Raw genomic sequence first — 24,850 nt, forward strand, 5'->3', positions numbered from 1 at the left:
TTTGCGAATCCCGCTACCGCTCACCACTCCCAACCGCCACGATGGAGCAGGTACCGTGCAAACCTCAAGGGAGACAACAGTGAAGCTCAGATTCCTTGGCAAGAACACCGGACAGCACCAGTCGCCGACCCTCTACGCCACCGACCACGACAGCTACGTGCTGCAAGGCTGGCGCACCGACCGCGACGACACCGTCGAGATCCCGCACCAACTGCTGGGATACCTGGAGTGGGGGACCTTCCTGGACGCCCCGCACCAGGACACCGGCCGGGGCACCTTCTACCTGACCGGCCGCCCTATCACCGACACTGAGACCCTTTCCCAGATGGACATCCCCGACCACGAGGCCAGCGTCGAGATCGGGCGAGGCAAGGAGGTTCGACCGGATGCGACAGCTTGAGGACCCCGCAGGTATCGCCCTGCTGCAGGAGGCGCGGACGTCGGCCCGCCATATCGAGGTCCGCGACAACTACCACACCGGAGCGGAAACCGAACGACTAGAACGGTTCCGGGCCGGTGAACCCGACCCCGACCTCAAAGCCTGGTTCGCGCCGTGGACCGAGACCGTGACCGGTCTGGTTAGCCGCGGGGTCGCCGTCGACCGGCTCCGTGTCGTCACCGAACCGTTCACCCTGTACTCGCGTTGGCTGCATTCGGTGACCGGTTTCAACGTCGACGCGGGCGAGACCGTGCGGTGGCTGCCGCGGCACAAGGTGACGGCCGGCCTGATCGCGCGGGACGACTGGTGGCTGATCGACGACCGACTGCTGCTGTTCTCCCTGTTCCACGATGGGGATCACGTCGAAGGGTTCGCGGTCACTGAAGACCCGAACCTGGTGCAGGCCGCGCGCATAGGCTGGGACCTGCTGTGGGCTGAGGGGATCGACCACAGCGACTACCAGCCCGCGGGGTGACCGGTAGCGACCAAGCACGGCAGGCGTTCGGGGCGCGGCTGCGGGAGCTGCGCCGCGACGCCCGCCTCACCGGTCTCGACCTCGCCGCCCGCCTCAACTGGCACTCGTCGAAGGTGTCCAGGTTGGAGCACGGCAAACAGGTGCCCTCCGACGACGATATCCGCGACTGGTGTGTAGCGACCGGCGCCGAGTTGCTGGTCCCTGATCTGCTGGCGTCGGCGCGGAACGTGCGCGCCGCCTATATCGAGTGGCGGCGGTTGCATGCGGGCGGGCACCGGCACCGGCAGCGTAAGGTCGCCGAACTCGAATCGGGGGCGCGGCTGCTGCGCTGGTTCGAGCCCGCGCTGGTGCCGGGCCTATTGCAGACCCGCGAGTATGCGGCGGCGATCTTGCGGGCGTGTATCGACCTGTTGGACACCGGGGTCGACGACCTGGACGCTGCGGTCGACGCGCGGATGGAGCGGCAGGCGGTGCTGGGCGCGCCGGGCAGGGAGTTCCGGTTCGTGCTGGGAGAGCAGGTGCTGTACTCGACTGTCGGTGATGAACGGGTGATGGCAGGGCAGCTCGATCACCTGCTGGGGACGCTGGACATAGGCCGGGTGGGTGTGGGGGTGATCCCGCGTGCCGCGGAGTTCGGGGTGCCGTCGACGAACTTCCTCATGTTCGACCGAGGTCTGGTGATGGTGGAGACGGTGTCGGCGGGGCTGTCGGTAACGACACCGTCAGAGATCGCACTGTATGAGCGGACTTTCGCGGCGCTGGCGGCCCGCGCGGTCTACGGCGGGAAGGCGCGGGCGTTGATCGCTGCGGCTCGCGCCGGTCGACCCTAGTCGGTGTCAGGATCCTGGTCGTCGAGTTCGGCGAGCCAGGATTGCCATGCCTGACGGTTCTGTTCGCTCGGGCCGCGGTCTTGGGTGATCGGCGGCTCGTAGGGTGGGATTGGTTTCAGTTCGATGGTCATGCGGGATTGGACGATCCGGCCGCACTGCCGGTTCCGCGGGCACATACTGGAGTGTCGGGCCAGGGCGTTCGGAACTCCCGGTCCGGCCTCAAGGACCGGGGCGGTCGGTGCGCCCCGGTTATTTCTTGTGCTCGACCCAGCGACCACGCTCGGTCTCGCAGGTGCAGTATTCGTCGCCCGGTGGGGTCTTCACCACGTACCCGCAGATGTTGCAGCGGTGGGTGCGGTGTCCGCGCCGGCCTGCCGCGCGGCAGGCGACCCAGCCGACTGTGGCGCGGCCGCGACTGAGGGGGTGGTTGTTGCGACAGGTGGTCGGGGCTGGTTCTTCCCAGTCGCCTGCGTCGTTCTGGTAGAGGCGCCGCGGGTTGACTCCGGTCCGGCCGTTGCCGAGCCCGTAGGCGGGTCGCCACTCACCGCCACCGATCGATGTCATCAGATGACACTACCGTTCAAAATCTGCATCCACCTCTGCGGCGGGCCGCTCGATGAGAAATGTGCGCAACAATGGAGTCACATCTACTTCGACAACTTCCGCAGTAAAGTCGGTCGGCCCGTATACATGGTTGTGCTCGGCAAAGGTGACTCGCCATTTTCCATGTACCTCAGTCAGGTCCGACGAATTCGTTATCAACACAAAATCGGCGGCGAAACTGAGAGACAGTTCCTCCGAACGCAACTCGGGTAGCGATCCAGTGAACCCCACACCCCCATCTTCCCAACCTTCCTCCGTCTCCAATATTCGCCAATCCAATTCTCCATGCCCGGCCCGTTTCGGCACAGATGGCGAAAATATGTTCAGGCCGTATGACGAGCCCACTCGGGCGATACCCCTCGCACCCCACGGATCTGGAGGCTTGGGGAGGATCCCATAGGGGTCGAAATCATCCTTATCAACTGCGTCGACCGCCCAGAGGTGGAGTCCCTTAATCAGCGCTCCGATACGAGGGTGCTTGAGATAATCTTTGCTCTTATTGTGCAATTGAATTTTCGGCGGAAGACCGAGCGCACCAACAGCAGCCGCTACGACGTCTGGCCATTCCTCCCTCGTCTCCGACTCCCACTCTTGAAGTTCTTTCTGGAAGTCAACCCAAGTTCGGGTATCACCGAAAATGACTTCTGCCAGACGGTACGGGTTGCTCGGCCCCGGGGTCACTCTAGACCGTACGGCAGCGATGTATTCATCGACCAGCGATTCATCGCATCCGTATCGATACACCTTGGCGTTGATTCCTAGTTCAATATCAGCTTTCGGCGAACCCCCACCGATCATGCGGCGACAGAGCTCTCCGATCTCGTCTCCAGTTGCCAACCGTGTTTCGCCATCACCGCGGATATAAACTCCCCCGTTCCTGAGCCCCTCTTCGCTGTGCTCTCTGTAGCAGACCCACAATGGGTCGCCATCCTTTGGAGGGTCAACGATGATGACGATGACATCTCGGTCAGTGCCATCGACCGGAATCCGCTTGAAGTCCCAAGACGGACCAGGAAGTCGCGTATAGTCGAAAACCCGCTTTTCGAGGTCCTTGACCTCTGGGAATCGGATGCCGGTGACCGCCCCCTTCGAGACGCCAACAACCAGAAGGGCATGACCTCCGAAGTACTTCACAGCCTTGGAAGGGCTCCGATTCGCGGCACCGAGGATGAACTTCGCAACTTTCGCGCCGCCACTGCGCGACGCAGGACCGATGTCAGATTTCAGTTCCAGGTAGTGACGCTCCTCCCGGTCGTCGATCGTGCTCACCATGTCGACAAACTGTCGCCAGCCTCTGTCGCCGGTCGGAAGTTTGGCGAAGTCCATAAGGCCCCCTTGGCTCCGTGGTCGATTAAACGATAACCAGCCCTGAGCGCTTCCGGTATCCACACCTACTTCCCGGCCGCCAGCCCAGGACTCCACCAGCGAGGCTTGCGAAATAGATGCGCATTTTTCTGCGCAGTGCGTGCGCAGTGTTGACATTGCAAATGGGCGAGGATACTGTCAAACGCGTTGGGCCGGAGCCGAGAAAGACCGTCCCAGCAGCGAAACCCGGCCGGATTAACCGGCCGGCCGCGACTGGGCCGCCGCCACGGCCCGCCCCATGCCCGCGCCAACGGGCAACCGAAAGGAACCGAGGAAGATGACCATTCATACGTTCGCGTCCACAGGCGAGGCATACGACCGCAGCCAGTTCGACGACGCGATCGAAGACGGCGACATTCTGATCGTCCCGAGCGAGGGTGTCGCCGGATGGCTCGAACAGGCGTGGCCGATCGCCGCGACGCCGAGCATCGGCCAGTTCCACCGGCTCGCCGATACGGCCTGGCTGCTCGCCGAGAACCCCGACCGCGGCCAGGACCACGTCGCGACCAAGGTCCGGGAGGCGACCGCGGCGCTCATCGCGGCGCGTGAGGCTGCCCTCGAAGACGAGGCGTGGGACCGCAACGCGGAACTCGACCGCCGCGCCGCCTGATGGGTGAGACACGGAAGCGTCGCCGCCTGGCGGCGGCGCTCCGTGTCGACCGACACCAGCCCGCCCTCGGGCTGCTGTTCAACGTCGACACGGAGGGCCACGAGTACGCGGCCGATCTCCTCGACCTCGCCGCCGACACCGACGGCAACTCCTGACCGCCGCCACGGTCACCCCGGAAGGAACCAGATGCCGAACACCACGGCCACCGAGCAGACCCCGCAGCGTCGCAGCAGGCGCCGCGAGACCGTCGAACACTGGGCGATCTGCTCCAACTGCAACGGCGGCGGCTGCCGCGACTGCAACGGACGCGGCGAGTACCCGACGTTCATCCCCCTCTGACCGCCGCCACGGTCACACCCCCGGCCGGGCACTGGCCGCCGCCAGTGCCCGGCCCCCGGAAAGGAACCACACGCAAGTGCTGACCATCAGCCACAACGCCGCCGAAGGCACCCTGCTCACCGGCACCAGCCGCGACGACGGCACCTACGAAGTGATGCGGGCGATCCGCGACCGCGTCGGCCACTGGAAATGGGCGCGCAGCCTCCAGTGCTGGATCGTTGTCTCCTCCCGCAACCGGCAGCCGAAGGACTACCACATCAACGCGGCCGCGAAGATGCTGCGAGAGGCCGGTTTCGAGGTCGAGGTGAAGATCGACCGCAGCGTCCAGGACACCGCGGAGGCCGAGGCCCAACGCGCCGGTCGTCAGGACGACCGCGTCGCCGCTCTCGCCGCGAAGGCCGAACGGCGGGCCGGGCAGGCCGAGGCCGCCGAGCAGGCGCACCAGCGCGCTCACGAAGCCCTGCCCCCGGGCGGCGAACCGATCAAGGTCGGTCACCACTCCGAGCACAGGCACCGCCGCGCCATCGAGAAGTCGTGGAACGCGCTCGGCAAGTCCGTCGAGGCGCACAAGGCGGCCGAGTTGGCTGCGGACCGCGCCGACGCCGCCACCCGCACCACCGGGCATCGCTACAACCCCGTCACCGTGGGGAACCGGATTCTCAGCTTGGAAGCGGAGCAGCGCAGCGACCAGCGCATCTTGGACGGCGGGAAGCGAGGCCGCGCCCCGTACGTCACCGAGGTGAAGCCCGCCAGCGGGGCATACCGCGAGCGCGTGCAGGCCCGCGTGGACCAGCGCGCCAGCGACATCGAGTACTGGAAGGCCGTCCGCGCCGAGCAGATCGCCAACGGCGAGGCCACCGGCTACACCAAGGCCGATATCGCCAAGGGCGACTACATCCGGTACCGGCACGGCTCCTGGCACAAGGTCGTCCGCGTCAACGGCAAGAGCGTGACCGTGGAATCCCTGTACATCGAGGGCTGCACCGGAACCGTGCCCTATCACGAGATCCGCGCCCACAAGTCGGCCGATCAGATGGCCGCAGCGCAGTAGCCGCAGCGCCCGTCAGGGCCGCAGCACACCCGGGGGCGTCGACCGCCATCGGCGCCCCCGGTTTCCCGAGAGGAACCACAATGTTCGACCTGCCCACCATCCCGATCCGCCCGCACAGACCGCCCGCGCGGGTCCGCCCCTACGTCCGCCCGCGCTGCGTGTGGTGCAACGCGCCTGCCGGCCTGCACACCCTGCTCGCCGGAGGTGGCAGGCATCAGCGCTGCCCCGTGGACCGGTCGCAGTGACTACCGCCATCCGCACCAAGCACGGAACCACTGGCACCTACACCAAGGGAAGGTGCCGGTGCTCGGAGTGCCGGAAAGCGATGGCGGCCTATGCCGCCAAGGTCCGGGTTCGCCGCAGCCGCCATCTGACGACCGGCGCGAATGGCAGGCCGTTCGCCGCGTCCGACAACGAGTTCCAGCCGCTCCCCCACGGCGTGCTGTCCACCTACGTCAACTGGCTGTGTCGGTGCGACCGGTGCACGGCCGCCAACGCCTCAGCCTCCGCCAAGTACCGATCCGAGAGGAACCCGTGACCGTCCCCGCCCCACCGTCCCCGCCGCCGCATATCGAGCGGACGGCAGCCCACGTCACCGCCTTGTGGCATGAGGTCCGGCAACTGCTGGTGCTGCTCGACCTCACCCTGCCGGACATCGTCGATATCGCGACGATGCCGGACCCGGCCGACGCGCTCACCGCCTGGCTCGCCGAAGCCTCCCAGCCCTACAGCGACACCGAGATCCGGCGCCGATTCCGACGCATCAGCGAACTGTCTCGCGCAGCCGCGCGCTGACACCCCGAGAAGGAGAACGCCTCATGGCAAACGACACCACCCTCACCGTCATCGGCAATCTGACCGCCGACCCTGAACTCCGCTTCACCCCGGCCGGTGCGGCGGTCGCGAACTTCACCGTGGCCTCGACGCCGCGGATATTCGACCGCAACACCAACGAGTGGAAAGACGGCGAGGCGCTGTTCCTGCGCTGCAATATCTGGCGTGAAGCCGCGGAGAACGTCGCCGAGTCGCTGGTCCGCGGGTCGCGAGTGATCGTGACCGGCAACCTGAAACAGCGGTCGTTCGAGACCCGCGAGGGAGAGAAGCGGACCGTGGTGGAGTTGGAGGTCGAGGAAATCGGCCCGAGCCTCAAGTACGCGACCGCGAAGGTCAACAAGACCAGCGGAGGCAACGGCGGCGGGGGTGGGCAGCGGCGCCAGTCCGGGCAGCAGCAGCGCGCCGACGACAGCGACCCGTGGGGCAGCGCCCCGGCGCACAAGCACGACGAACCACCGTTCTGATCATCTGGGTGTGTCCGCCGAGAGCAGTGCCCGGCTCTCGGCGGACACGCGAGCCGATATCCGTGCAGCCTCAGCAATTGCATCTTCAAGGAAGTCGGCGTACATACGTGCCCAGTCACGAGTTCCAATATTAAAATTGTGCGCAGCGCTGGCGTTGGCGCCATCGGATATTGCTCTGCCAGCGATGCGGATGATGGAACGCCAGGTCAGTACGAGGTCGTGAGGGGTTCCTGGCCACAGATCAGTCGACATTCTGATTTGCACTACAAGCCTCTGCAACTGATCAAAAATGCGTTCAATCGTGTGGGCAGGAGAGCTCTCGATTGTGCGCAGCACCGAAGCGCCGCCAAAAGAGAAGTCTCTCAGCTCTTCGAGTTTCGCAACGAGCACCTCGAATTCGACCTGTGGAAGTTGGAGAACCGCAGATGCCTGATCGGAAACCGGTTCAACCAGTGGCCGGAACGGGTCGGCTTCAGGACTACCTGCGGGCTCCAGCAGCGTCGTTCGGATAGCAGCAGCGTCCTCCCGACGGGAATCATGTGCAAGCTCGGTAGCAGTGGAGGATACGTCGCGAGCCAAATCCTGAGCCTGTCGCTCGACCTCGGCCTCCGCACCGAATGCCGCAACCCTCACTCTCTGCATTTGTGCTAGCAGAGTCCGCGCTGGGGTGTGTAACAGGGCAATCGCAAGCGCAGCGATCACTGGCCACTTCAAGGCGTTGATGTACTGGAGAACCATCTCAGGCGCGCTCACCGGCCGATCGTAAACGCCGCCGCCCCAGAAAGATACAGTCAATCCGCGCGGCAACGCGCAGGCCCGCCGCCACGGGCCACCCGAAAGGAACACCCCCATGCCCACCACCGTTGACCCGTACGTGGTCGAGGAAGACATCACGTTCGCCGAGATGAGCGCCCGACGCCGCTCTGGCACCCGCGCCGAGAAGATCACCGTCGAGGAATCCAATCTGGTCGGCGATTACTTCTGGCTGGCAGAGGACGGGCTCGCGTTCGAGACCATCGCCCGCCGCCTCCACCGCAGCCCCGACGCCCTCGCGCAAACCCTGCACCGGACCGGGCTGCATCACCGGACCCCGGACCGCGCAGCGGTCGACAAGGCGCTGGCGCTCCTCGTTGCGCGCGGCGCCGGGCACCGGTTCACCACCGACGACCTACCGCCGGTCGACCTGGCGACCATCAGCCACGCCCTGAAGACCGCCAAGAGCGCCGGGCACATCCGCCGCGGCGGGAGTGGTGAGTGGGTTGTCATCACCCCGAAGGAGAATCCCGATGTCTCAGCCTGACCAGCCCCGCATCCTCGACCAGACCGGCCACGAGGAGCGGGTTGCCCTCGACAGCCAGATCGCCGAACTCACCGCGCAGCTCCAGCAAATGACGTCGAGCAGTGAACGTACCGCCCACCACCAGGGCCTCAAGCAGCTGCGCGAGTTGCAGCAGCAGCGCAAGGCCGCGTTCCGGCGTGAAGTCGGCTGGGCTGCCGCGTAGCGCCGCTCACCCGGACCCTTCGGCAGAATTGCTTCTGCCGAAGGGGTTTACACTCTCCGTCCCCGGGAGTCCGGCCGCTAGCAGGATCGACGGCAAGCGGGCCTGATGACACTGCCTATTCTGCAGCTGGATTACATGCAGCAGAAAGTCGCTTCCAATCTGCGGCCTCAGTGTCGGGACGGGTACGGAGCCATTCGTCCAACTCCTGCACCACCGCCATGAGGTCTTGCACCGATCGCTTCACTTCTTCGTCATCTTCGCCATCATCTATGCCAGGCAATGCGATCTTGGCCGCCACAATCTCGTTCACCAACCCGGTCAGGTCATTCGAGCAGTCAGAAACTGGATCCAACAATCTCATGGTGTCGCGAATATGTTGGCTGCTGATACTGACGTGCCCCTCTTCATTGACCCACAAGCCCCAGACGACACCGAACCTATACTCCTGTGGCCAGACCCCGATGTCATCTGACCCTACGCAAGCGTCGACGCCGTCAGCGCGAACGACGAATGTGCCTCTCTCCGCGCGCTGTCCGACAGCTACGCCGATGCTGCGCTGGTGCTTGGCCTCCAGACCGGGCAAGTTCGCTGCCATCAAGCGAATCTCCAGCTGTCCGGCATGAAAGATCTTTCGTTCGCCAATAAGCGCGTCGATCAACTGGTCGGGTCGCCCTTCGGCAAAGTAGCCGATGCGCCTCAGTGCCCACCGCACCCACATCAAACTCCCGTCGAGTGCCATGTGCAGCATCTCGTCGGCAAGATCCGGAACCCGGAACCGACCATGCCCGCCACCGTAGTTATTTCGGATTTCGGCGAGGTTGCAGGCGATTTTCTTCGATTGAGTCGACATGTCCCCGAATGGGGAAGTGTCGACCAATTCATAGCCGGGCTGCTTGGCCAGCAGGTCGTGCGCGCGCTTAACCAGACCCTGGAAGTTGTCATTGGAGCCCGGCGGGGTGCCGTTGATATCGAGCACGATCTTTGATACCGACTCCACCAGGCACTTCAAGTCGCTAAGCGCCTGGGAGGCATCCCCAGCGTCCAGAGAGCGAGACAGTCGATCTGCCTCGACCTTGATGCATTCCCAATAGCTGTCAGCCAGGTATTGGGGCCTCTCAACCTGGAACCGCCTATAGGATTCAGTCACACCTCAAGTATCGCAGCAACCTGCGTGCAGGTGCAGGCTGCGGTCAAGTATCCCGCGGGCCTCAGCTGCACTCCGTTGGTTACGAGGTGCAGCTGACTCGCTCTCCGCAGACACAGCAAACCAGCCATACCGTTGCGCCGTGCTCTCCTACACCATCCAAGGTGCGTCCGACGACACCGCGATCGTCACCACCTCCGACGGCTTCTCTCGAGAAGTCGAGGAATACAGCGCCTACGACGGCGCGGTCTTCCACATCGTCTCCCGCACCGGCGGCCAGCTCCGAGTCCGGCTCGACCAGGACTCCGACACGGGCTGCTGGAACATCGGAATCGGCGCGACCAACGAGGCCAAGCCAGTGCCCAACTGGCCGCTGCGCATCGAGCCCAGCGGCGACGACTACAGCCCCCGGCTCACGATCGAGGCCCCCGCCGACGCGCGGCTCCTCGAGGTGACCAGCTGACCACTAACACCTCCGGTCCCGCCAGACCGGCCAAGGAACCAACCCCAGTCCAGCCCCAGGAGATACCAGCCGTGTCCACAGCCGCAGCCGCTATCGACGCCGTACTGCAAGCCATCACCAACGAGGCTTCGCACGGCCCTGCGACGAGACTGGAGGCGCTCGCGCGGACCCTCGACTCGCTCTCCGGATACCTCACCGGAGGCATCAGCGGCCCCGTCCTCACCAACGGCCCTATGGTCGTCCCTGTCTCCGCCCCCGATGTCGCCTACCTCGAAGGCTTCATCGACAACGCGGTCATCGTCTCCCAGACCGACGCCTCGATCTGGGAACGGACCGGCGCGTTCTGGTACACCACCGGATCGGACGCCGGACTGACCTCCAACGACCTCGCCGCCCGAGGCCCGTGGCGCGTCATCCGCCACCGCGCGAACTGACCGCCGCCCCCCGAACGCCGGGGCTGCACCCCACTTCTCGACCCCGCCGCCGCGAGCACAGCGCCGCAGGCACAGGGGTCGACTGGTGCAGCCCCGGCCCTGCACCCGAAACGAGGGCTCATGAGCCTCACCGATCAACTGCGCGCGGAGGACCGCACCACCCGCCGCTGCATTGCGGGCCGCTGGCTCGCCTCCCTGCCCGACACCGAGCAGGCCGAAGTGCGGCAGTGGCTCGACAACGGCGGCCGGAAGTCCGTGCTGCTTCGCGTCGCCCGAACCCGCGGCTACGAGGGCTCCAACGCGATGCTCTACTCGCACACCCTCCACTCGTGCTGCTGCCCGGTCGAGGCGACCGCGTGAGCATCGGCGAGGAACTGGCCGCGACCGCCACCGCGACCAGCGACCCCGGATATACGCCGCGCGTCGAGTTCGACGGCCGCAGCGGCTATATCGACAGCGAGCAGCACCGGGCCGACGAGGCCCCGCCGGCCTTCGCCGAGCTTCTCGAAAAGCACAGCCTGGCCGGTGTGAAGCTCGATCCGACCCGGTCTGTTCGGGTGTCGCGGTGGCAGAACTTCCACCGCGAATGGTTGCAAGCCGACCGGTTCTACATCGTCGCCGACAACGGCGAACCCGAGCCCGGTGAGCGGCTCATACAGCAGATCGTCGAACGTGCCGCGTCACCGCGTCGGCCTGTCGCGGCGGGCGCCGCGGTGTTCAACTTCCAGGCCAGCGACTTGCAGATCGGCAAGGTGGACAACGGCGGAACCGACGCGATCCTGGAGCGGTACTGGTCCGCGTTGGAGCGCGCCGTCGCGAAGCTGACGCAGTTGCGTGCGACGCGTCCGATCAGCACCGTGCACCTGATGTTCCCAGGCGACTGCGTCGAGGGGAACCAGTCGCAGTCCGGTCGGCTCATCTGGCGCACCGATCTGACGCTCACCGAACAGATCCAGGTGTTCGAGCAGATCCTGTACAGCACTATCGACGCGTTCGCTGACGTCGCCGACGAACTGCTGTGCGACGTCGTGAACGGCAACCACGACGAGGCGCAACGCGTCCCCGTGACGCGACCGGGTGACGGGTGGGCGACGCACGCCGCGAACAGCGTCGCGCGGGGGCTGACGCGTAATCCCGACGCGTACGAGCACGTCACCATCCGCACCCCTGAGCCGGAACGCGGCAACATGACTGTCCCCGTGGGCGACACGGTATTCACCATCGCGCACGGTCATCAGTGGCGACGCGGCAAGGCAATGGAGTGGTGGCAGCAGCAGGCATTCCATGGACAAGGCCCGGGAGGCGCTGACGTGCTCGTGCACGGCCATTTCCACACCTTCGAGCTGGAGACGACGCGGACGCGTACCCGTATCCAGTCCTCCACCCTCGACGGCGGCTCCAACTACTACCGGGACCGGCACGGCGCGGAAGCGCGACGCGGAGCCCTCGTATACCTCACCCAGGCCGGGGACGTCTCGGACCTATCGCTCGTCTAGGAGCCCGCCATGCCACCAAACCTGCTCGACTTCAGCAGTCTTCACACGGTCTGGCTGCTGCTACCTGGCCTATTTGTATGCACCGCAAGGCCGTTCGCCTCTGCCTGCGGCGCGGAGCCGGCCGCCACGCGCCGCGCAATCGATCCTGCGCTAGTGGATTATGACAGCCCGTACCGTGAAGTCATCACCCGTAAGGGAATTAAGGTCATTCTCGACTCCGGTCGAGTTCCTGATTCTTCGCTTCGGGTCGTAAATAAGGATGAATAGCCCCTGTACGTGCGGATGGCCGCGGAACCAAGCCACATCAGATGCCAGCTCCTCCCGAAGCTTCGGCAAGGTCAGACTTTCCCGAGTCATTTTCGTCTCGATAGCCAGTCTCTCACGTTTGAGTAGGAAATCGAGCCGCGAAGAGCGCCCACCCATCGTGGGCGTAGGCTCCTCCGCTTGCACCTCTTCAAAGTGCAGGACAGTAATCGAATGCAGGATGTGCTGTAGGTCGTACTCGTCATTTACGACCAGGCCAGCCCTGCCCGACCTGGCCCCCTCTGCGAGGATAGAAAGAGATTCGGGCAACTTGCGTGAGATATTTTCAAGCAGTTCGAGACTGTCGGCCGTACCCGCGTCTATTCCCAAGCGAGACAATGCTTCGTATAGATAGCTAACCTGCTCATTGAGTGGATGGATAAAATTCTTTTCATATGGCCACGACCATGGAGAATTGAATATCTCTCGCGATGCGTCCGTCATCGTGTCCGGACTGACCGGAAATGCCCGCCGAGGTTCTTCCAAAAACTTCTTTATCTTCCAGCTAAGCGTTCCACCCTCATACTCCTTTCGAAAGCGATCGCGCAAATCTTCCGGGAGCACCGCCAGGCTGGATGAATACCAACTGCGATATTCCGCACGCAACTTAGCGGCAGCGGACTCGCCTGCTGCTTCATCGTTCCCTTGAATGGCTCCCGCTAGAGCTTCGAAGTTCGATGCAGCGTCGATGAGTTCCTGAATCTTGCCTGCCGCATTGCGAGTAGCCATGACAAAGAGTTTACAAAGCCCGACCGTCTCCCACCCAGCTTGCGGCCGTTGACGAGTTGGAACCCGCAACACGCAACACACCACTCCTCATTGCGCAGTGAATGCGCAGTGGAGAGCATCGTGTCGTGAACCACGAACGGGAAAAGCAGCAGGCATCGTGCCGACTCGACTCCCGTTTTGTGCAGCCCGGCGAAGACCCCACCTGGCACCTGCACCCGGACACCATCGCCGCCATAGCGCACTGCGAAACAGCCTGCCCGATTAGCCAAGTTGTCGACTGCGCTCGCCGCGCACTCGGCGCCGGGCAGCTCGCCACCGAACCGGAGATCACGCTGCCCGCTGACGGAGTGATCGCCGCCGGAATCATCTGCCGGGGTGACAACTCCACGGTGCTGGCGTTGCAGGCCGTGATCGACCGGTATGGGCGTGGAGCCCAGAGGATCCGGCTTTGCGCGGGCTGCGAACGGCGCCTCATCCCGGCCGGGGAGACGCTCGGCGTGAACGAAGCCCACCTCGCCGCCCGCGGTTTGTGCAAGGGCTGCTACTCCGCGACCGACCGGTCCGGGCAGATGGCGAAGGTGTACCAGCTCCGCCCGGAGCACTGCGTCGACTGCTCCCGTCCGATGGTCGGCCCACGCGACCCCGTCCCGGAGGGCCATGTCCGCCACGCCTCACGCGGCCGCTGCTCCGGCTGCCAGACCAAACACCGCCGCGCAAGGAAGACCGCATGACCAAGCTATTCGGCGAACTGAACTACGACGATGTCGGCTCGACCCTCGTCTACCGGGTGAAGCAGAAGACGCACCGCGTGCGCCTGGTCGACGTGCTGCGCCCGCAGACCCATGTCGTCGCCTCAGTAGTCCGCGGAGTTGGTGCACCGCAGCCTCTCACGCTGCCCAATGACACACCCGTGGTGCTCGAACCCTGACGCCGACCGCCATCGGCAAGGAGCCAACCCTATGCCCAACCGCGCCACCCTCCCACTTCCCTACTCGAAACCACCGCTGAGCCTCAACGACTCCGGCGCCTCGCGCGGCGCGATGTTCGCCAAGGCCCGGGTCCGCCGTCAGATCCGCGCCGACGTGTGCAGGCTCGCCGCGCTCGCGTACCTGCCTCGCGGAGTCGAGCATGTGACTGTCCAACTGCACTACCAGCCGCGCGACAACCGCACCCGCGACACCGACAATCTCGCGGCCACCCTGAAACCGCTGTGCGACGCGTTGACCGTCGGGAAACCGGCCAGCGTCACCGCGAAGGGCCGCAAGATCGCCGCGGTGCTCGGGTACGGGATAGTCCGCGACGACGGCCCGAAGTGGATGAGCAAACCGGAGCCGATCATTCACCCAGCGGTCAAAGGCGAGGCCGGCCGAATGTGGCTGGAACTGACCTGGCCGGACGCGGTCGACCTCAGCCAGCAGGTGCCCGCGTGATCTGCATCGATCTGCGACTCCCGCTCGGTGTGCGCCTGCACATCGAGGTGCGACGCGGGCCGGACCCGCTCGACATCGTCACCGCGGTCTGGTCCGAGCGGTACCGCGAACCGCCCTACTGCGACGACCACCAATGCGATTGCCCGTAATCCCTGGAGAGGAACCCATGTCTCAGGACGCCGTTCTCGGCATCACCAAAGAGCAGCTCGATGCACAGTTCACGGAGCTGTCGAAATCGGTCCCGCCCGGACCGTTGAGGGACGAGATGCGCCGCCAGTTCGACGAGGGCATGGCGCGTGTCCCGGACGGCGTGACCCTGCCGTTCGTGCGCGGTGGCGGTGGCACCGGCCACGCCAACAGTGGCGGGGGCGTGAGCGGCATCGGGCCCTACGGTCCCACAGCGTCGGCAGTGCCCGCACCGGAGGCGCCCGAGCCGACGCCGCAGGACGACGCCACTGTGCCCGCCCCCGATGTGCTGGCCGAGGCTCGCACGCTGATCTACGGCGACCGCGAAGACCAGTACGGGGACCCTCGCGACGCTTTCGCGCGGATCGCGGGACTGTGGTCGGCCTACCTCGGTATCGAAGTGACCTCGGCCGACTTCGCCAACCTGATGATCCTGATGAAGACGGCCCGCACCAAGGACGGCTATCACCGGGACTCCTACGTCGACATCGTTGGATACGCAGCCAACGCGGAGAGGATCGCCGGATGACCTCCGTCGCCATCACCGACCTGATCCCGTACCCGGGCAACCCGCGCCGCGGCGATATCGAGCAGATCGCCGCCAGCCTGCGGAAGACCGGCCAGTACCGGCCGATTGTCGTGCAGCGCAGCACCAGCTACATCCTCGCAGGCAACCACACCATGCAGGCTGCTGCGTCTCTCGGCTGGAAAGAGATCGACGTCCATCACGTCGACGTCGACGACGAGACCGCGCGCCGGATCGTGCTCGCCGACAACCGCACTGCGGACAAGGGGCACTACGACATAGCGGCCCTGACCGAGCTGTTGCAGGACCTGCCGGACCTGGAGGGCACCGGATACACCGACGCCGATCTGGAGGCGTTGCTCGACTCGATCGACACCGAGCCCGATCTGCCGGGCGAGGAGGAGAAGCCCGGCCTCGGCGAGGCGGTCATCTCCTACAACCTCATCTTCGACGACGAGGACCAGCAGAACACCTGGTTCGAGTTCACGAAGTGGCTGAAACGCACCTACACCGACAAGGACACGGTCGCCGAGCGGCTGACCGAGTACCTGCAAGCCACAGCAGGAGACCGGACATGAGCAAGGGCGTCGCCGCGGTGCCGTACTGCACGCGCAGCGGCAACATGCTGGCCTACCCGGACCCCGGTTCGGAGATGCGGACCAACGCTCCGTTCACCGCAACCCTGCGGATCGTCGACTATATCCGTGGTCGGTCCGCAGCTAGGTTCGTGCTGGAGGACAAGGCAACCGGCCTCACGTTCCCGATGTTCCTGACCGACATGCTCAACGTGTTGCAGCACGCGTCGATCGAAAAGGGCGTCGTCTCCGGCCGCTGGATCGGCTGCAAACGCGGCCAGAACTACGGGCTGCGCCTCGAATCGCAGGACGGTGACGACTGATGCCGCGCGTCAAAGGCTTCATCGACGCCAACGTCTACGACGAGGCCAAACGCAGGATGCACCGCGTCTACGACCTGTTCGACACGGTGCTGGTCGCGTTCTCCGGCGGCAAAGACTCCCTCGCCGCGCTGCACCTGGTCCGGGAGGTCGCCGTCGAACGCGGCGACACCCGCCCGATCAAAGCCGTGTTCCGCGACGAGGAACTGATCCCCGATCAGGTCGTCGACTTCGTCGACGAGTACCGGCAACTCGATTGGGTCGATCTGCGCTGGTACTGCGTGCCGCTGGAGTCCACCAAGTACATCCTCGGCACGAGCACCCGATACATCCAGTGGGACCCGGCCCGGGAGCACATGCGCCCCATACCGGACTGGGCACTCACCGCGGAGAAGCTCGGGCTGCCTGCCGGCCTCGTGCTCGACCAGTACACCGCCGACACCCTGGTTTCCCGGGGTGAGCGCGGGAAGGTCGCAATCGTGACCGGCGTCCGGGCTGCGGAGTCGCTAATGCGGTTCAACGCGATGAAGGCGAAGCTGCACGACAACTACATCAACGCGACCAAGGACCCGCGCGTGATGACGGTCAAGCCGCTGTTCGACTGGCAGGAAAACGACATCTTCCGGTACTTCTACGACCAGGGGATCCGCTACTGCCCGCTGTACGACGCGCAGGTGCTCTCCGGTGCACCACTGCGGGTGTCGACACCTTTGCACGCCGAGTCCGCGAAAACGTTCGGCCGCCTGCGGGAGTTCGCGCCCACCTTCTACGCGCAGGTGATCGACCTGGTGCCGGAGATGGCCGTGCAGGAGCGGTATTACGGCGAGCTGGATCGGGCCGGGTTGCTGCGCCGGTATGGGCAGTCGTTCGACGGTGTGCGGGCCTATATCGAGGAGCACATCACCGACGAGCAGCAGCAGGCGAAGGCCCTGGCGCGGCTGCGGACCGTGCGCGGCCGCGCAGCGCACAGCCCAGCCGCTTATCCGCCCGACCACGTTCTCAAACAGATCATGGCGGGCGGCTACAAGCGTGACCTGCTGCCCTTGACCAGGACCGAACAACAGAAGCGAGCAGCGAAGTGAGCAACGCTGAGGGCCTGCCCAGGCTCACCCCGACCCCGGCCGACGAGAACCCGATCGACCATATCCAGTGGGTTCCGGCCGACACCCTGGACCCGAACGTGTGGAACCCGAACCGGGTCCACCGGCCGGAGCTGCGTCTGCTGGAGCGGTCCCTGCTGTCGACCAGCTGGATTCAGCCGCTCATGGTCAACCCCGACCGGATCATCATCGACGGCTTCCACCGCTGGCGTCTGTCGCAGGACTCCGCCGCGGTCCGGAAGCGTTGGCGCGGCCGGGTGCCGGTCGCTGTGCTCGACGTCGACCGGCCGACGGCCATGCTGATGACGATCCGGATCAACCGCGCGAAGGGCACGCACGCCGCGGTGGAGATGTCGGCGATCGTGCACGAGTTGCTGACCGTGCACCATCTCGACCCCGACCAGATCGCCGCCGAGATCGGCGGCACCCGCCAGGAGGTCGACCTCCTGGCCCAAGATGGCGTGTTCACCGCTCGCGGTATCGCCGACCACGCCTACTCCCCCGCCTGGTACCCGAAGGACGCGAAAACCGCATGAGCCGCTACGACTCCGCCGAACACCTCTACGACTGGCAGCGCAACGGCCGGTTCCCGAAGATCCACGACGATATCTACAACCTCGTCCGGTCCGAGGTCGGCCCGGAGGACGGCGCTGTCCTGGACCTCGGTTCGTCGACCGGGCTGCTGACCCGCCGTCTGGAGCAGGCCGGTTTCGACGTGGTCGGTGTCGAGGCCGACGCCAACGCGATCGAGGCCGGCCGAACCGCGGGCACCTACGCGGGCAGCGTGCCGGTCCGGCATTGGATGCTCACCCCGAACCAACTGCCCGAGTTCGGTGACTTCCTGCGGTCGGCTCGGATCAAGACCGTGGTCGCGCGCCGGGTGCTGCCCGAACTCGACGACGCTGGGGTGACACCTGAGCGGCTGGGCGAGGCCCTCCGTGAGGCCGGTGTGCGGCATCTGTTCCTGGAGGGCCGCGCCCCTCGTCAGGACGCCCGGCACAGGCTACGCTCGGTCATCGTCGAATGCGCGGAACTCCAAAGATATTGGACGACAACCACTTTGGATGGAATGCACCGCATGTATCTCACTGTGAAGGAGTAGGCCCGTGGCGCTGTCCACATACAACGGATTCCCCGGCGAATACCGCGACCGGGTGCAAACCGAACTGAACAAGATGTGGGCATCGAGCCTGTGGGAGCCGCCGTCGGTCTGCGTCGTGTGCGAGCAGGCCGACGGGGCGATCCACGGCCATCTGGAGGACTACTCGCAGCCGGAGAGCTACGTCCCGTTGTGCATCACTTGTCACCTGATCCTGCACACCCGATTCCGGCAGCCCGACCTCTGGACTGAGTACTGCGCGTGGATACGGGCAGGACACCGACCCGGCCCGCAGTCCCAGCAGGGCGGATTCTGGGCGGTCAAGAAGTGCTACCTGTCCGGCCGGTCGGAGGACTGGCCGGGCGCCCTGGTCAACCGGCCGCGCCGCGCCACCTATCTCGATGCGCTGGCGCCGGTGAAGTTCCAGCACCCGAACGCACCCGTGCCCGGCGAGATCGTGCACCTGTTCTGAGGAGAATCCCACTGTCGCCGAAAGCCACTGTCGCCGAGCTGCTCGGCGCGCTCCGCCGCGACCTGCCGCGCATCCCCGAGTTGTTCCGGCAGCTCGACGTCACCATCACTCGGACCGACGTCACTCGCCGACCCAGCGCCGACGACGTCCGGGGCGGCGGGGATGAGTCGCCGCTGATCATCAACGATCGCGCGAGCGAGCGGCGCCGGGCGTTGCTGCGCGCTCTGCGGCTGGCGGCCGCGCAACCGCCCTACGCTCCTCGCGCACTGTCCCCGCACGACGCGGCCCTGGCCATCCTGACCAACCTGTCGTGGACATCACGGGTGCTTGGCGCCGAGGAGTGGATGCGGGAACTCTGCGAGGCGATCACCCGGGCATGGGGCTGCGTCGACGCCGCGCCGGAAGTGGAGTTCGCCGGCCTGTGCGAGAACTGCGGCCGCTCGGTCGCGGGTCCGGGATATTTGCGGGTACTGAAATGTCGCCATTGCGGCGAGGACCATCGCGCGGAGCTGTACAAGGGCTGGATGCGGGAGGCGGCAGAGGAGTGCACCGGGACCGCGGCGGAGCTGGCGCAGATGCTGCCGCACTTCGACGGTGCGCCGGTCAAGGCGGCGACAATCCGCAAGTGGCATGAGCGCGGGAAGCTGATTGGCTGCATCACCGAGCGCGGGACGACCTTCCGGATTGGCGCTGTGCTGGCGCTGCATCGCGCGCAGCGGGTGAAGCTGCGGCCGGTGGCCATGCCAGGGCAGTTCGACACCGTCCGCGGGTGAACTACTGGTCGGCGTTCTCCCGAAGCCTCACCCAGCTAGTACCTAGTTCTTCCCAGATACTCTGAAACTCGTCGTAGGACTTTCGAATCTCCTGCGGGTCGAGCTGCTGCGGGTCAGTCGTTGCGACATAGAACTTCAAAGCGTCCCTGAGGCGGTTGAAACGGTATGAAGCTTTCTCCATGGCGGCCCATAGAGGCCTCCACGCAAAGAATGGCTCCAGCGCGCTGACGGCCGTCACGACAGCTATGAGGGCAAACGCGGTGCCCGCCCAGGGGTTGAGGGATTGCAGTCCGAGAATGATCGTGGATGCGGCAGACAGAGCTACCACAGCCACCCGCAAGGCAACGGCTCGCCGTCGGAATTGATGCTTGCGGCGGCGCGCATAGGCGTGGCTGGAATCTATCTCTGCACGTATATAGTTCGCCAGTTCCAAAGGTGTTAAGCCAGAAGGCAAGTCGCTCACAGGGCCGACGATAGCGGTTGGCCTGTAAGGGCTGACGGTTTGCGGAGCCATCCGGCAAGGGTGTGCCGGGGCTCACATGAGCCCCGGCACTGGTTGGGTCAGTCTTCGACGCGGACCAGGCGCGGGTCATGCAGCGCCTTGTCGTCCTGGATGCGGAACGTCTTGCCGAGGATGCTGATCAGGTCGCCGTCGGCGACGTCGATCACTTCAGGCAGCGCGATCGGGTGGGAGGAGATCACGCTGGCCTGCGCGGTCATGAACGCGTATTCGCCTTTGACGATCGGGCCCTGGTACTCCCGACGGGTCTCGGTGGTCTCGTCGAAGTAGGTCACCGTGAATCGGCAGGTGTGCCGCTGGTGGCGGAACCGGCCGCGGAGTTCGACGGTGCTCTCGAACTGGTGGCCGTACCACTCGTATGCGCCGTGCTTCGGGCTCGTGATCATCGGGACGACGGTGACGTTCTGGTTCTCGGTCATGTTGGTTCCTTTCGGTTCGGGGGTGGCGGCCCCCTGTGGGTTGATACTCAATCGCCATACATCGTGACAATGTATGCCGCAAGCAGGACTTTTAGACCGACACCGATTGCACTTCTCCATACATCGCCGTAGTGTATGAACGGTCGGGCGGCCGCCACCGCCCCCAACCGAAAGGAACCAAGATGACCCGCCTCAACACCAGCCTCCCCAGCCTCCCCCCGCTGACCACCCCGCGCTGCAAGACGCTCGACGAGTGGCACCGACGTCTCGACGAGCGCTGCGCCGCCGCACTGAAGATCGCCGAGAACACCACCAACCTCGCCGAACGGCTCATCGACGACCCGGCAGCCTGCCGAGAGCTGTTGGACGAGGCCCACGCCTACCTGGAGGAAGCGCACACCATCGACTCGATGCGCAAGAACCCGGTCCTGCCCGCCCGCACTCCGTTTCGGCCGGGCCGCTACTGGACCTCCCGCCCGGCCGGAGCCAAGATCACCGAACTCGACAACGCCTCCGCCCTGGCGTCCGAGGACGGCGCATGGTGGGTCATGGACGAGGCCGGCAAAACCCTCCAGGACGGCAAAGCCTCCGACCTCGACACGGCGATGATCGCCGCGGAGGCCGCGATCGACGCGCTCGGCCTGACCGGCGGCTACGAAATCGGCTGGAACGGACTGTCGCAGCCGGTCGGTGACTCGCTCTCCGCAGTGTCGCAGCCCCGGCAATAGGCTTGAGCCATCGGCGCGTGACGTAGACCCCCAGGGGTTTCCGGCACGCGCCCCTCGATTCGAGGGCCGCCTGGCGCCAGTACGCCGCGAGCCCTCCACAGGCGCCCACGCTCCCGAAAGGTCGAGCGTGGGCGCCTTTCACCTTTCTCGAAAGGAGGTGAGTCCCATGACCGAATGCCTGATCCGCCTGCTCGTCTTCCTGGTCGAGACCGGCTCCGCTGCCCTCGCCTGACGCGACGGCACCCGCGCACCCCGGCGCGTAATCCGGGCACATCTTGCCTTTCCTGCGCGGCCGCCCCCGCACACAGCACCTACAGGAATCGGCGGCTGAGGCGCCGCGCAGGAAAGGCGAGCCGGACCCCAGGACGGACCGGCGCACAGTCGGCCGCCGGGTGAGCCCGGCCCACCACGAGGAGGCACCCCAGGTGCCAGGCACCGATAGGACCAGCCCTGAGTCCATAGACCGCCGCCGCAAGATCGCGCAGGCGCTGCAACTCCGCGAGTCCGGAGCCAACTACCGGCAGATCGCCCAGGCCCTCGACGTCTCGACCTCCACCGCGCACGAGTGGGTGCAGGAGGCGATGAAGGAGCTCACGAAGGAACCCGCTGAAGCGGTCCTCCAGCTCGAATTGTCGCGGCTGGACGCCATGATGCTCGGCATCTGGAAACTCGCGTCGCGGGGCAATCTGAACGCGATCGACCGCGCCTTGAAGATCATGGAGCGCCGGTCGCGGTACACCGGCCTCGACCAGCTCGCCGCGCAGAAGATCGCCCAGGACGGCAAAGACCTGCCCGCTGTGGACGCGTGGCTGGCCGCGATGCTCGGTGACGACTCCGGCCCAGATGAAGGCGGCGCCGAGTGAACGCGATACAGCCGCTGGTCGGCAAACAGCTCGCCGCGGTCCAGAACTCGACCGCGCGTCTCAACTTCTATGAAGGGTCGGTCCGGTCGTCCAAGACGGTGTGCTCGCTCCTCGACTGGACCCGCTACTGCCGCAAAGGACCGAAGGGCGCGCTGCTGATGACCGGCCGCACCGAGCGGACCGTCATCAACAATTTGATCCTCCCGATTCAGGACATGCTCGGCCCCGGCCGCGTCTCGATCAACCGCGGCAACGGCACCGTCAACATCTGCGGCCGCACGGTGATCCTGGTCGGCGCGAACAACGAGTCTGCGCGGACCAAGATCCAGGGCCTCACCCTGGCAGGCGCCTACGTCGACGAGGCGCCGACGCTCCCTGAGTCGTACTGGAACATGCTGTTCTCCCGGCTCAGTGTTCCGGGTGCGCAGATGTTCGCGACCGGCAACCCCGAAGGTCCGCGACACTGGGCCAAGAAGTCGTGGCTCGACCGCGCGAAGTACTGGATCACGCACGACGGCAGCATCATCGACCGTCGCGATCTGTACGCGCTGCTGGAGCCCGGCGACCCGGACAGGCCGCTCGACTTGCACCGGTTCTCGTTCATCCTCGACGACAATCCGACCCTCGACCCCGAGTTCGTCGCGTCGCTGAAATCGAGCTACACCGGGGTCTGGTACAAGCGGTTCGTTCTCGGGCTGTGGGTGGTCGCCGACGGCGCGGTCTACGAGTGCTTCGACGAAGGCCGGCACACTGTGCCGTTCAGGGAACTGCCGCCGATGACGCGCGTCATGGCGCTCGGCGTGGATTACGGCACGACCAACCCGACCGCTGGCGTGCTGTTGGGTCTGGGTACCGACGGTGTGCTGTACGCCATCGACGAGTGGGCGCCGAAACGGGGCACCGACGCAGAGCTGTCGCAGCAGCTCGCCGCGTGGCTGCGTGACGCGACGCACCAGCCCGAGTGGGTGTTCGTAGACCCGGCCGCCGCGTCGTTCAAGTTGCAGCTGTACCGCGACGACGCGGCACGCGTCGCTGACGCAGTGAACGACGTGGTCGACGGTATCCGCACCGTCGCCGCGTTGTTCTCGACCGGCCAGCTACGCATCTCCGACCGTTGCACGCGGCTGCTCGCCGAGATCCACGGCTACGTCTGGGATTCCAAGGCGTCGGAGAAGGGCGAGGACAAGCCGATCAAGCTCGACGACCACTACTGCGACGCACTGCGGTACGCGGTCGTATCCAGCCAATACACCTGGTTCTCGCAGCTCAAGAAACCGATACCACTACCCGCAGCCAAGGAGGCAGCGTGATGCCGTTGCCTGACGCGAATATGCCGTGGCCGCCGCGCCACCTCTCCCCCGCGTTCCAGTTGTTCGCCACCTGTCAAGTGTGGTGGGAGGGTGACGCGGAGAAGCTGTCAGCGACGCACGGCGAGCCCGGCCGGACGTCGCTCGGCCGTGGTCTCGTGGACCGGATCAAACGGCTGTTCTGGGGAACGAAGCCCGACGCGTCGAATCAGATCCGGCAGATTCATGTGCCGATCGCCGCGGATATCGTTCAGACGCTCGCGTCGCTGCTGCTGCCCGACCCCGTCGCGTTCCGCGTCGCCGAGGGCGACACCGTCGCGAATGCGGAGGCGCGCAAACGCGTCGACAAGATCCTGAACACTCCGCAGATGCATTCGGCGATGCTGGAAGCGGCGGAGGCTGGGTCGGCGCTGGGCGGTGTGTACGGGCGCATCGTGTGGAACAACGCGGTCCGCGATCACGCGTGGATCGACTGGGTGCACGCCGATCAGGCGATCCCCGAGTTCCTTTACGGCCAGTTGTCGGCGGTCACGTTCTGGACCGTGGTCGACGAGAACGTGGACGAGAATCGAGTGTTACGTCACCTGGAACGGCACGAGGCCGGCCGGATCGAGGTCGACGAGTTCGGTGTGGAACAGCCCGTTTTCGGGCGCGTCTATCACGGCCTGTACGAGGGGACCGCGGTCACGCTCGGCAAACCGGTCGGGCTGGACAAGCACGCGGAAACCGGGAGCATCCCGGTCAACGATGAGGACTACGTCGACACCGGCACCAGCCGATTGACCGCGTTCTACATCCCGAACGCCAAGCCCAATCCGGCGTTCCGCGGCAAGAGCGTGCTGCGGCACTTCGGCCGTTCCGATATCGGCGACGCGGCCGTGATCGGGTTGATGGACCAGATCGACGAGACCTACAGCAGCCTGTCACGTGACGTTCGGCTCGCTAAGGCTCGGCTCCTGGTCTCCGAGCACCTGCTCGAGGTCCGCGGCCCCGGCAAGGGCACCTCGTTCAATGTCGAGCAGGAGGTGTACGAGAAGGTCGGCGGTGTCCCCAACGGCAACCCCGTCCTCGAGGCACACCAGTTCGCCATCCGAGTGGACGACCATCTCCGGACCGCTGAGGGGTTCCTGCGCGCCATCCTCCGCCGTGTCGGGTTCTCCCCGTACACGTTCGGGCTGCCCGACGAGTCCGGCGCGGCGATGACCGCAACCGAGGTCGACGCGAAGAAGGACGCCAGCACCGCCACCTACAAGGCGCGCTCCGGCATCTGGAAGGGCGAACTTGCCGAGGCAGCGAGAACCCTGATCGAGGTCGACGCAGCGGTTTTCGAGACCGGCGCGAAGCTCGGCGAAGACCTGGAGGTCTCCTGGCCGCCCGCTACGCGGGAGTCGATCGCGTCGAAAGCGCAAACCCTCCAAGCCCTGGAGTCCGCCAAGGCGGCGTCGACGGAG

General features: G+C 65.6%; 40 protein-coding genes. 32 read left to right on the top strand and 8 right to left on the bottom strand.

All coding sequences use genetic code 11. The features are described from left to right. Nucleotides 1-79 precede the first annotated feature (79 nt). The 3 genes from ON38_RS28245 to ON38_RS28255 are packed head-to-tail and all read left to right on the top strand — an operon-like array spanning nt 80 to nt 1,744. Nucleotides 80-400 (top strand): hypothetical protein, encoded by a 321-nt coding sequence (locus ON38_RS28245; protein ID WP_039828102.1) that lies wholly within the window; start codon nt 80-82, stop codon nt 398-400. Then, a complete protein-coding gene (locus ON38_RS28250; protein WP_051165345.1) occupies nt 387-914 on the top strand; it encodes a DUF6879 family protein in 528 nt (175 codons plus the stop codon). The genes ON38_RS28245 and ON38_RS28250 overlap by 14 nt, the downstream gene beginning before the upstream one ends. Continuing rightward, entirely contained in the window at nt 911-1,744 is an 834-nt protein-coding gene (locus tag ON38_RS28255) for a helix-turn-helix domain-containing protein (protein ID WP_039828103.1), read from the top strand. The genes ON38_RS28250 and ON38_RS28255 overlap by 4 nt, the downstream gene beginning before the upstream one ends. Here the strand turns inward: ON38_RS28255 and ON38_RS37980 are convergent. The 3 genes from ON38_RS37980 to ON38_RS36400 form a co-directional block, all read right to left on the bottom strand. Then, on the bottom strand, nt 1,741-1,875 hold the full coding sequence (locus ON38_RS37980; RefSeq protein WP_281004643.1) for a hypothetical protein: 135 nt from the start codon (nt 1,873-1,875) through the stop codon (nt 1,741-1,743). The genes ON38_RS28255 and ON38_RS37980 overlap by 4 nt on opposite strands. A gap of 118 nt (nt 1,876-1,993) precedes the next feature. Next, nucleotides 1,994-2,308 (bottom strand): hypothetical protein, encoded by a 315-nt coding sequence (locus tag ON38_RS28265; protein ID WP_039828105.1) that lies wholly within the window; start codon nt 2,306-2,308, stop codon nt 1,994-1,996. A 9-nt stretch (nt 2,309-2,317) separates the two neighbouring features. Then, the gene (locus tag ON38_RS36400) at nt 2,318-3,673 is read right to left on the bottom strand and encodes an RNA-binding domain-containing protein (RefSeq protein WP_157181952.1); all 1,356 of its coding nucleotides are present in this window, start codon (nt 3,671-3,673) and stop codon (nt 2,318-2,320) included. A gap of 316 nt (nt 3,674-3,989) precedes the next feature. On the opposite strand from ON38_RS36400, the gene ON38_RS28270 reads away from it, so the two are divergent. The 7 genes from ON38_RS28270 (at nt 3,990) to ON38_RS28290 (ending at nt 7,010) form a co-directional block, all read left to right on the top strand. Then, a complete protein-coding gene (locus ON38_RS28270; RefSeq protein ID WP_039828106.1) occupies nt 3,990-4,322 on the top strand; it encodes a hypothetical protein in 333 nt (110 codons plus the stop codon). Beyond that, on the top strand, nt 4,322-4,477 hold the full coding sequence (locus ON38_RS36405; RefSeq protein WP_157181953.1) for a hypothetical protein: 156 nt from the start codon (nt 4,322-4,324) through the stop codon (nt 4,475-4,477). The genes ON38_RS28270 and ON38_RS36405 overlap by 1 nt, the downstream gene beginning before the upstream one ends. Before the next feature lie 31 nt (nt 4,478-4,508). Further along, complete coding sequence (locus ON38_RS36410) at nt 4,509-4,661, top strand: hypothetical protein (RefSeq protein ID WP_157181954.1); 153 nt, start codon at nt 4,509-4,511, stop codon at nt 4,659-4,661. Between the two features lie 76 nt (nt 4,662-4,737). Then, entirely contained in the window at nt 4,738-5,712 is a 975-nt protein-coding gene (locus ON38_RS28275) for a DUF3560 domain-containing protein (RefSeq protein ID WP_039828107.1), read from the top strand. Between the two features lie 80 nt (nt 5,713-5,792). After that, nucleotides 5,793-5,957, top strand: a complete 165-nt coding sequence (locus tag ON38_RS36415) for a hypothetical protein (RefSeq protein ID WP_157181955.1) — start codon at nt 5,793-5,795, stop codon at nt 5,955-5,957. Nucleotides 5,958-6,246: 289 nt separating this feature from the next. Then, nucleotides 6,247-6,507 (top strand): hypothetical protein, encoded by a 261-nt coding sequence (locus ON38_RS28285; protein WP_039828109.1) that lies wholly within the window; start codon nt 6,247-6,249, stop codon nt 6,505-6,507. A 23-nt stretch (nt 6,508-6,530) separates the two neighbouring features. Further along, a complete protein-coding gene (locus ON38_RS28290; RefSeq protein ID WP_039828110.1) occupies nt 6,531-7,010 on the top strand; it encodes a single-stranded DNA-binding protein in 480 nt (159 codons plus the stop codon). On the opposite strand, the gene ON38_RS36420 is transcribed toward ON38_RS28290, so the two are convergent. Further along, nucleotides 7,011-7,763: a hypothetical protein gene (locus ON38_RS36420; protein WP_157181956.1), complete on the bottom strand. Its 753-nt coding sequence runs from the start codon at nt 7,761-7,763 to the stop codon at nt 7,011-7,013. 97 nt (nt 7,764-7,860) lie between these two features. On the opposite strand from ON38_RS36420, the gene ON38_RS28300 reads away from it, so the two are divergent. After that, a complete protein-coding gene (locus ON38_RS28300) occupies nt 7,861-8,310 on the top strand; it encodes a hypothetical protein (protein ID WP_039828112.1) in 450 nt (149 codons plus the stop codon). Beyond that, on the top strand, nt 8,297-8,512 hold the full coding sequence (locus ON38_RS28305; protein ID WP_039828113.1) for a hypothetical protein: 216 nt from the start codon (nt 8,297-8,299) through the stop codon (nt 8,510-8,512). Before ON38_RS28300 ends, ON38_RS28305 begins: the two co-directional genes overlap by 14 nt. A gap of 115 nt (nt 8,513-8,627) precedes the next feature. Here ON38_RS28305 and ON38_RS28310 read toward each other — a convergent pair whose 3' ends face one another. After that, on the bottom strand, nt 8,628-9,659 hold the full coding sequence (locus tag ON38_RS28310) for an abortive infection family protein (RefSeq protein WP_039828114.1): 1,032 nt from the start codon (nt 9,657-9,659) through the stop codon (nt 8,628-8,630). A gap of 139 nt (nt 9,660-9,798) precedes the next feature. Here ON38_RS28310 and ON38_RS28315 point away from each other — a divergent pair, with 139 nt between their 5' ends. The 4 genes from ON38_RS28315 to ON38_RS28330 all read left to right on the top strand — a co-directional run bounded on the left by ON38_RS28315 (nt 9,799) and on the right by ON38_RS28330 (nt 12,049). Then, a complete protein-coding gene (locus tag ON38_RS28315; protein ID WP_039828115.1) occupies nt 9,799-10,119 on the top strand; it encodes a hypothetical protein in 321 nt (106 codons plus the stop codon). Nucleotides 10,120-10,190: 71 nt separating this feature from the next. Then, the gene (locus ON38_RS36425) at nt 10,191-10,553 is read left to right on the top strand and encodes a hypothetical protein (RefSeq protein ID WP_157181957.1); all 363 of its coding nucleotides are present in this window, start codon (nt 10,191-10,193) and stop codon (nt 10,551-10,553) included. Nucleotides 10,554-10,673: 120 nt separating this feature from the next. Then, the gene (locus ON38_RS28325; protein WP_039828117.1) at nt 10,674-10,913 is read left to right on the top strand and encodes a hypothetical protein; all 240 of its coding nucleotides are present in this window, start codon (nt 10,674-10,676) and stop codon (nt 10,911-10,913) included. Next, nucleotides 10,910-12,049 (top strand): hypothetical protein, encoded by a 1,140-nt coding sequence (locus ON38_RS28330; RefSeq protein WP_157181958.1) that lies wholly within the window; start codon nt 10,910-10,912, stop codon nt 12,047-12,049. The genes ON38_RS28325 and ON38_RS28330 overlap by 4 nt, the downstream gene beginning before the upstream one ends. A gap of 150 nt (nt 12,050-12,199) precedes the next feature. Here the strand turns inward: ON38_RS28330 and ON38_RS36430 are convergent, their stop codons facing one another. Further along, nucleotides 12,200-13,081 (bottom strand): PD-(D/E)XK nuclease domain-containing protein, encoded by an 882-nt coding sequence (locus ON38_RS36430; protein WP_157181959.1) that lies wholly within the window; start codon nt 13,079-13,081, stop codon nt 12,200-12,202. A 125-nt stretch (nt 13,082-13,206) separates the two neighbouring features. On the opposite strand from ON38_RS36430, the gene ON38_RS28340 reads away from it, so the two are divergent. The 12 genes from ON38_RS28340 to ON38_RS28390 all read left to right on the top strand — a co-directional run bounded on the left by ON38_RS28340 (nt 13,207) and on the right by ON38_RS28390 (nt 19,562). Beyond that, a complete protein-coding gene (locus ON38_RS28340) occupies nt 13,207-13,812 on the top strand; it encodes a hypothetical protein (RefSeq protein WP_157181960.1) in 606 nt (201 codons plus the stop codon). After that, nucleotides 13,809-14,009 (top strand): hypothetical protein, encoded by a 201-nt coding sequence (locus ON38_RS28345; protein WP_039828119.1) that lies wholly within the window; start codon nt 13,809-13,811, stop codon nt 14,007-14,009. Before ON38_RS28340 ends, ON38_RS28345 begins: the two co-directional genes overlap by 4 nt. 31 nt (nt 14,010-14,040) lie before the next feature. After that, on the top strand, nt 14,041-14,511 hold the full coding sequence (locus ON38_RS28350) for a RusA family crossover junction endodeoxyribonuclease (RefSeq protein WP_051165355.1): 471 nt from the start codon (nt 14,041-14,043) through the stop codon (nt 14,509-14,511). After that, the gene (locus tag ON38_RS36435; protein WP_157181961.1) at nt 14,508-14,660 is read left to right on the top strand and encodes a hypothetical protein; all 153 of its coding nucleotides are present in this window, start codon (nt 14,508-14,510) and stop codon (nt 14,658-14,660) included. Before ON38_RS28350 ends, ON38_RS36435 begins: the two co-directional genes overlap by 4 nt. 17 nt (nt 14,661-14,677) lie before the next feature. Continuing rightward, complete coding sequence (locus tag ON38_RS37195) at nt 14,678-15,226, top strand: DUF6378 domain-containing protein (RefSeq protein WP_218000851.1); 549 nt, start codon at nt 14,678-14,680, stop codon at nt 15,224-15,226. Next, entirely contained in the window at nt 15,223-15,801 is a 579-nt protein-coding gene (locus tag ON38_RS28360) for a ParB N-terminal domain-containing protein (RefSeq protein ID WP_039828120.1), read from the top strand. The genes ON38_RS37195 and ON38_RS28360 overlap by 4 nt, the downstream gene beginning before the upstream one ends. After that, nucleotides 15,798-16,121 (top strand): hypothetical protein, encoded by a 324-nt coding sequence (locus ON38_RS34450; RefSeq protein ID WP_051165357.1) that lies wholly within the window; start codon nt 15,798-15,800, stop codon nt 16,119-16,121. The genes ON38_RS28360 and ON38_RS34450 overlap by 4 nt, the downstream gene beginning before the upstream one ends. Next, nucleotides 16,121-17,200 (top strand): phosphoadenosine phosphosulfate reductase domain-containing protein, encoded by a 1,080-nt coding sequence (locus ON38_RS28370; protein ID WP_039828121.1) that lies wholly within the window; start codon nt 16,121-16,123, stop codon nt 17,198-17,200. The genes ON38_RS34450 and ON38_RS28370 overlap by 1 nt, the downstream gene beginning before the upstream one ends. After that, nucleotides 17,197-17,754, top strand: coding sequence for a ParB N-terminal domain-containing protein (locus tag ON38_RS28375; RefSeq protein ID WP_039828123.1), 558 nt, complete (start codon nt 17,197-17,199; stop codon nt 17,752-17,754). Before ON38_RS28370 ends, ON38_RS28375 begins: the two co-directional genes overlap by 4 nt. Continuing rightward, the gene (locus ON38_RS28380; RefSeq protein ID WP_039828124.1) at nt 17,751-18,320 is read left to right on the top strand and encodes a class I SAM-dependent methyltransferase; all 570 of its coding nucleotides are present in this window, start codon (nt 17,751-17,753) and stop codon (nt 18,318-18,320) included. Before ON38_RS28375 ends, ON38_RS28380 begins: the two co-directional genes overlap by 4 nt. A 4-nt stretch (nt 18,321-18,324) precedes the next feature. Next, nucleotides 18,325-18,789: a hypothetical protein gene (locus tag ON38_RS28385; RefSeq protein WP_039828125.1), complete on the top strand. Its 465-nt coding sequence runs from the start codon at nt 18,325-18,327 to the stop codon at nt 18,787-18,789. A gap of 80 nt (nt 18,790-18,869) precedes the next feature. Further along, nucleotides 18,870-19,562 carry a hypothetical protein gene (locus ON38_RS28390; protein WP_039828126.1) on the top strand — a complete coding sequence of 231 codons (693 nt, stop codon included), beginning with the start codon at nt 18,870-18,872 and terminating at the stop codon, nt 19,560-19,562. A 1-nt stretch (nt 19,563) separates the two neighbouring features. Here the strand turns inward: ON38_RS28390 and ON38_RS28395 are convergent, their stop codons facing one another. Both ON38_RS28395 and ON38_RS28400 read right to left on the bottom strand, forming a co-directional pair. Beyond that, nucleotides 19,564-20,025: an SLATT domain-containing protein gene (locus ON38_RS28395; RefSeq protein ID WP_218000852.1), complete on the bottom strand. Its 462-nt coding sequence runs from the start codon at nt 20,023-20,025 to the stop codon at nt 19,564-19,566. A gap of 98 nt (nt 20,026-20,123) precedes the next feature. Further along, on the bottom strand, nt 20,124-20,501 hold the full coding sequence (locus ON38_RS28400; protein WP_039828127.1) for a hypothetical protein: 378 nt from the start codon (nt 20,499-20,501) through the stop codon (nt 20,124-20,126). A gap of 182 nt (nt 20,502-20,683) precedes the next feature. On the opposite strand from ON38_RS28400, the gene ON38_RS28405 reads away from it, so the two are divergent. The 4 genes from ON38_RS28405 to ON38_RS28420 form a co-directional block, all read left to right on the top strand. Beyond that, nucleotides 20,684-21,229, top strand: a complete 546-nt coding sequence (locus tag ON38_RS28405; protein ID WP_039828128.1) for a hypothetical protein — start codon at nt 20,684-20,686, stop codon at nt 21,227-21,229. Nucleotides 21,230-21,654: 425 nt separating this feature from the next. Beyond that, nucleotides 21,655-22,092: a helix-turn-helix domain-containing protein gene (locus ON38_RS28410; RefSeq protein WP_157181962.1), complete on the top strand. Its 438-nt coding sequence runs from the start codon at nt 21,655-21,657 to the stop codon at nt 22,090-22,092. Continuing rightward, nucleotides 22,089-23,402 carry a PBSX family phage terminase large subunit gene (locus tag ON38_RS28415; protein ID WP_039828129.1) on the top strand — a complete coding sequence of 438 codons (1,314 nt, stop codon included), beginning with the start codon at nt 22,089-22,091 and terminating at the stop codon, nt 23,400-23,402. Before ON38_RS28410 ends, ON38_RS28415 begins: the two co-directional genes overlap by 4 nt. After that, nucleotides 23,402-24,850, top strand: a 1,449-nt coding sequence (locus tag ON38_RS28420) for a hypothetical protein (RefSeq protein ID WP_039828130.1), incomplete at its 3' end; no start/stop codon positions are given. The genes ON38_RS28415 and ON38_RS28420, both read left to right, overlap by 1 nt.

The organism is Nocardia testacea NBRC 100365 (assembly GCF_000308775.1).
GTDB lineage: Bacteria > Actinomycetota > Actinomycetes > Mycobacteriales > Mycobacteriaceae > Nocardia > Nocardia testacea.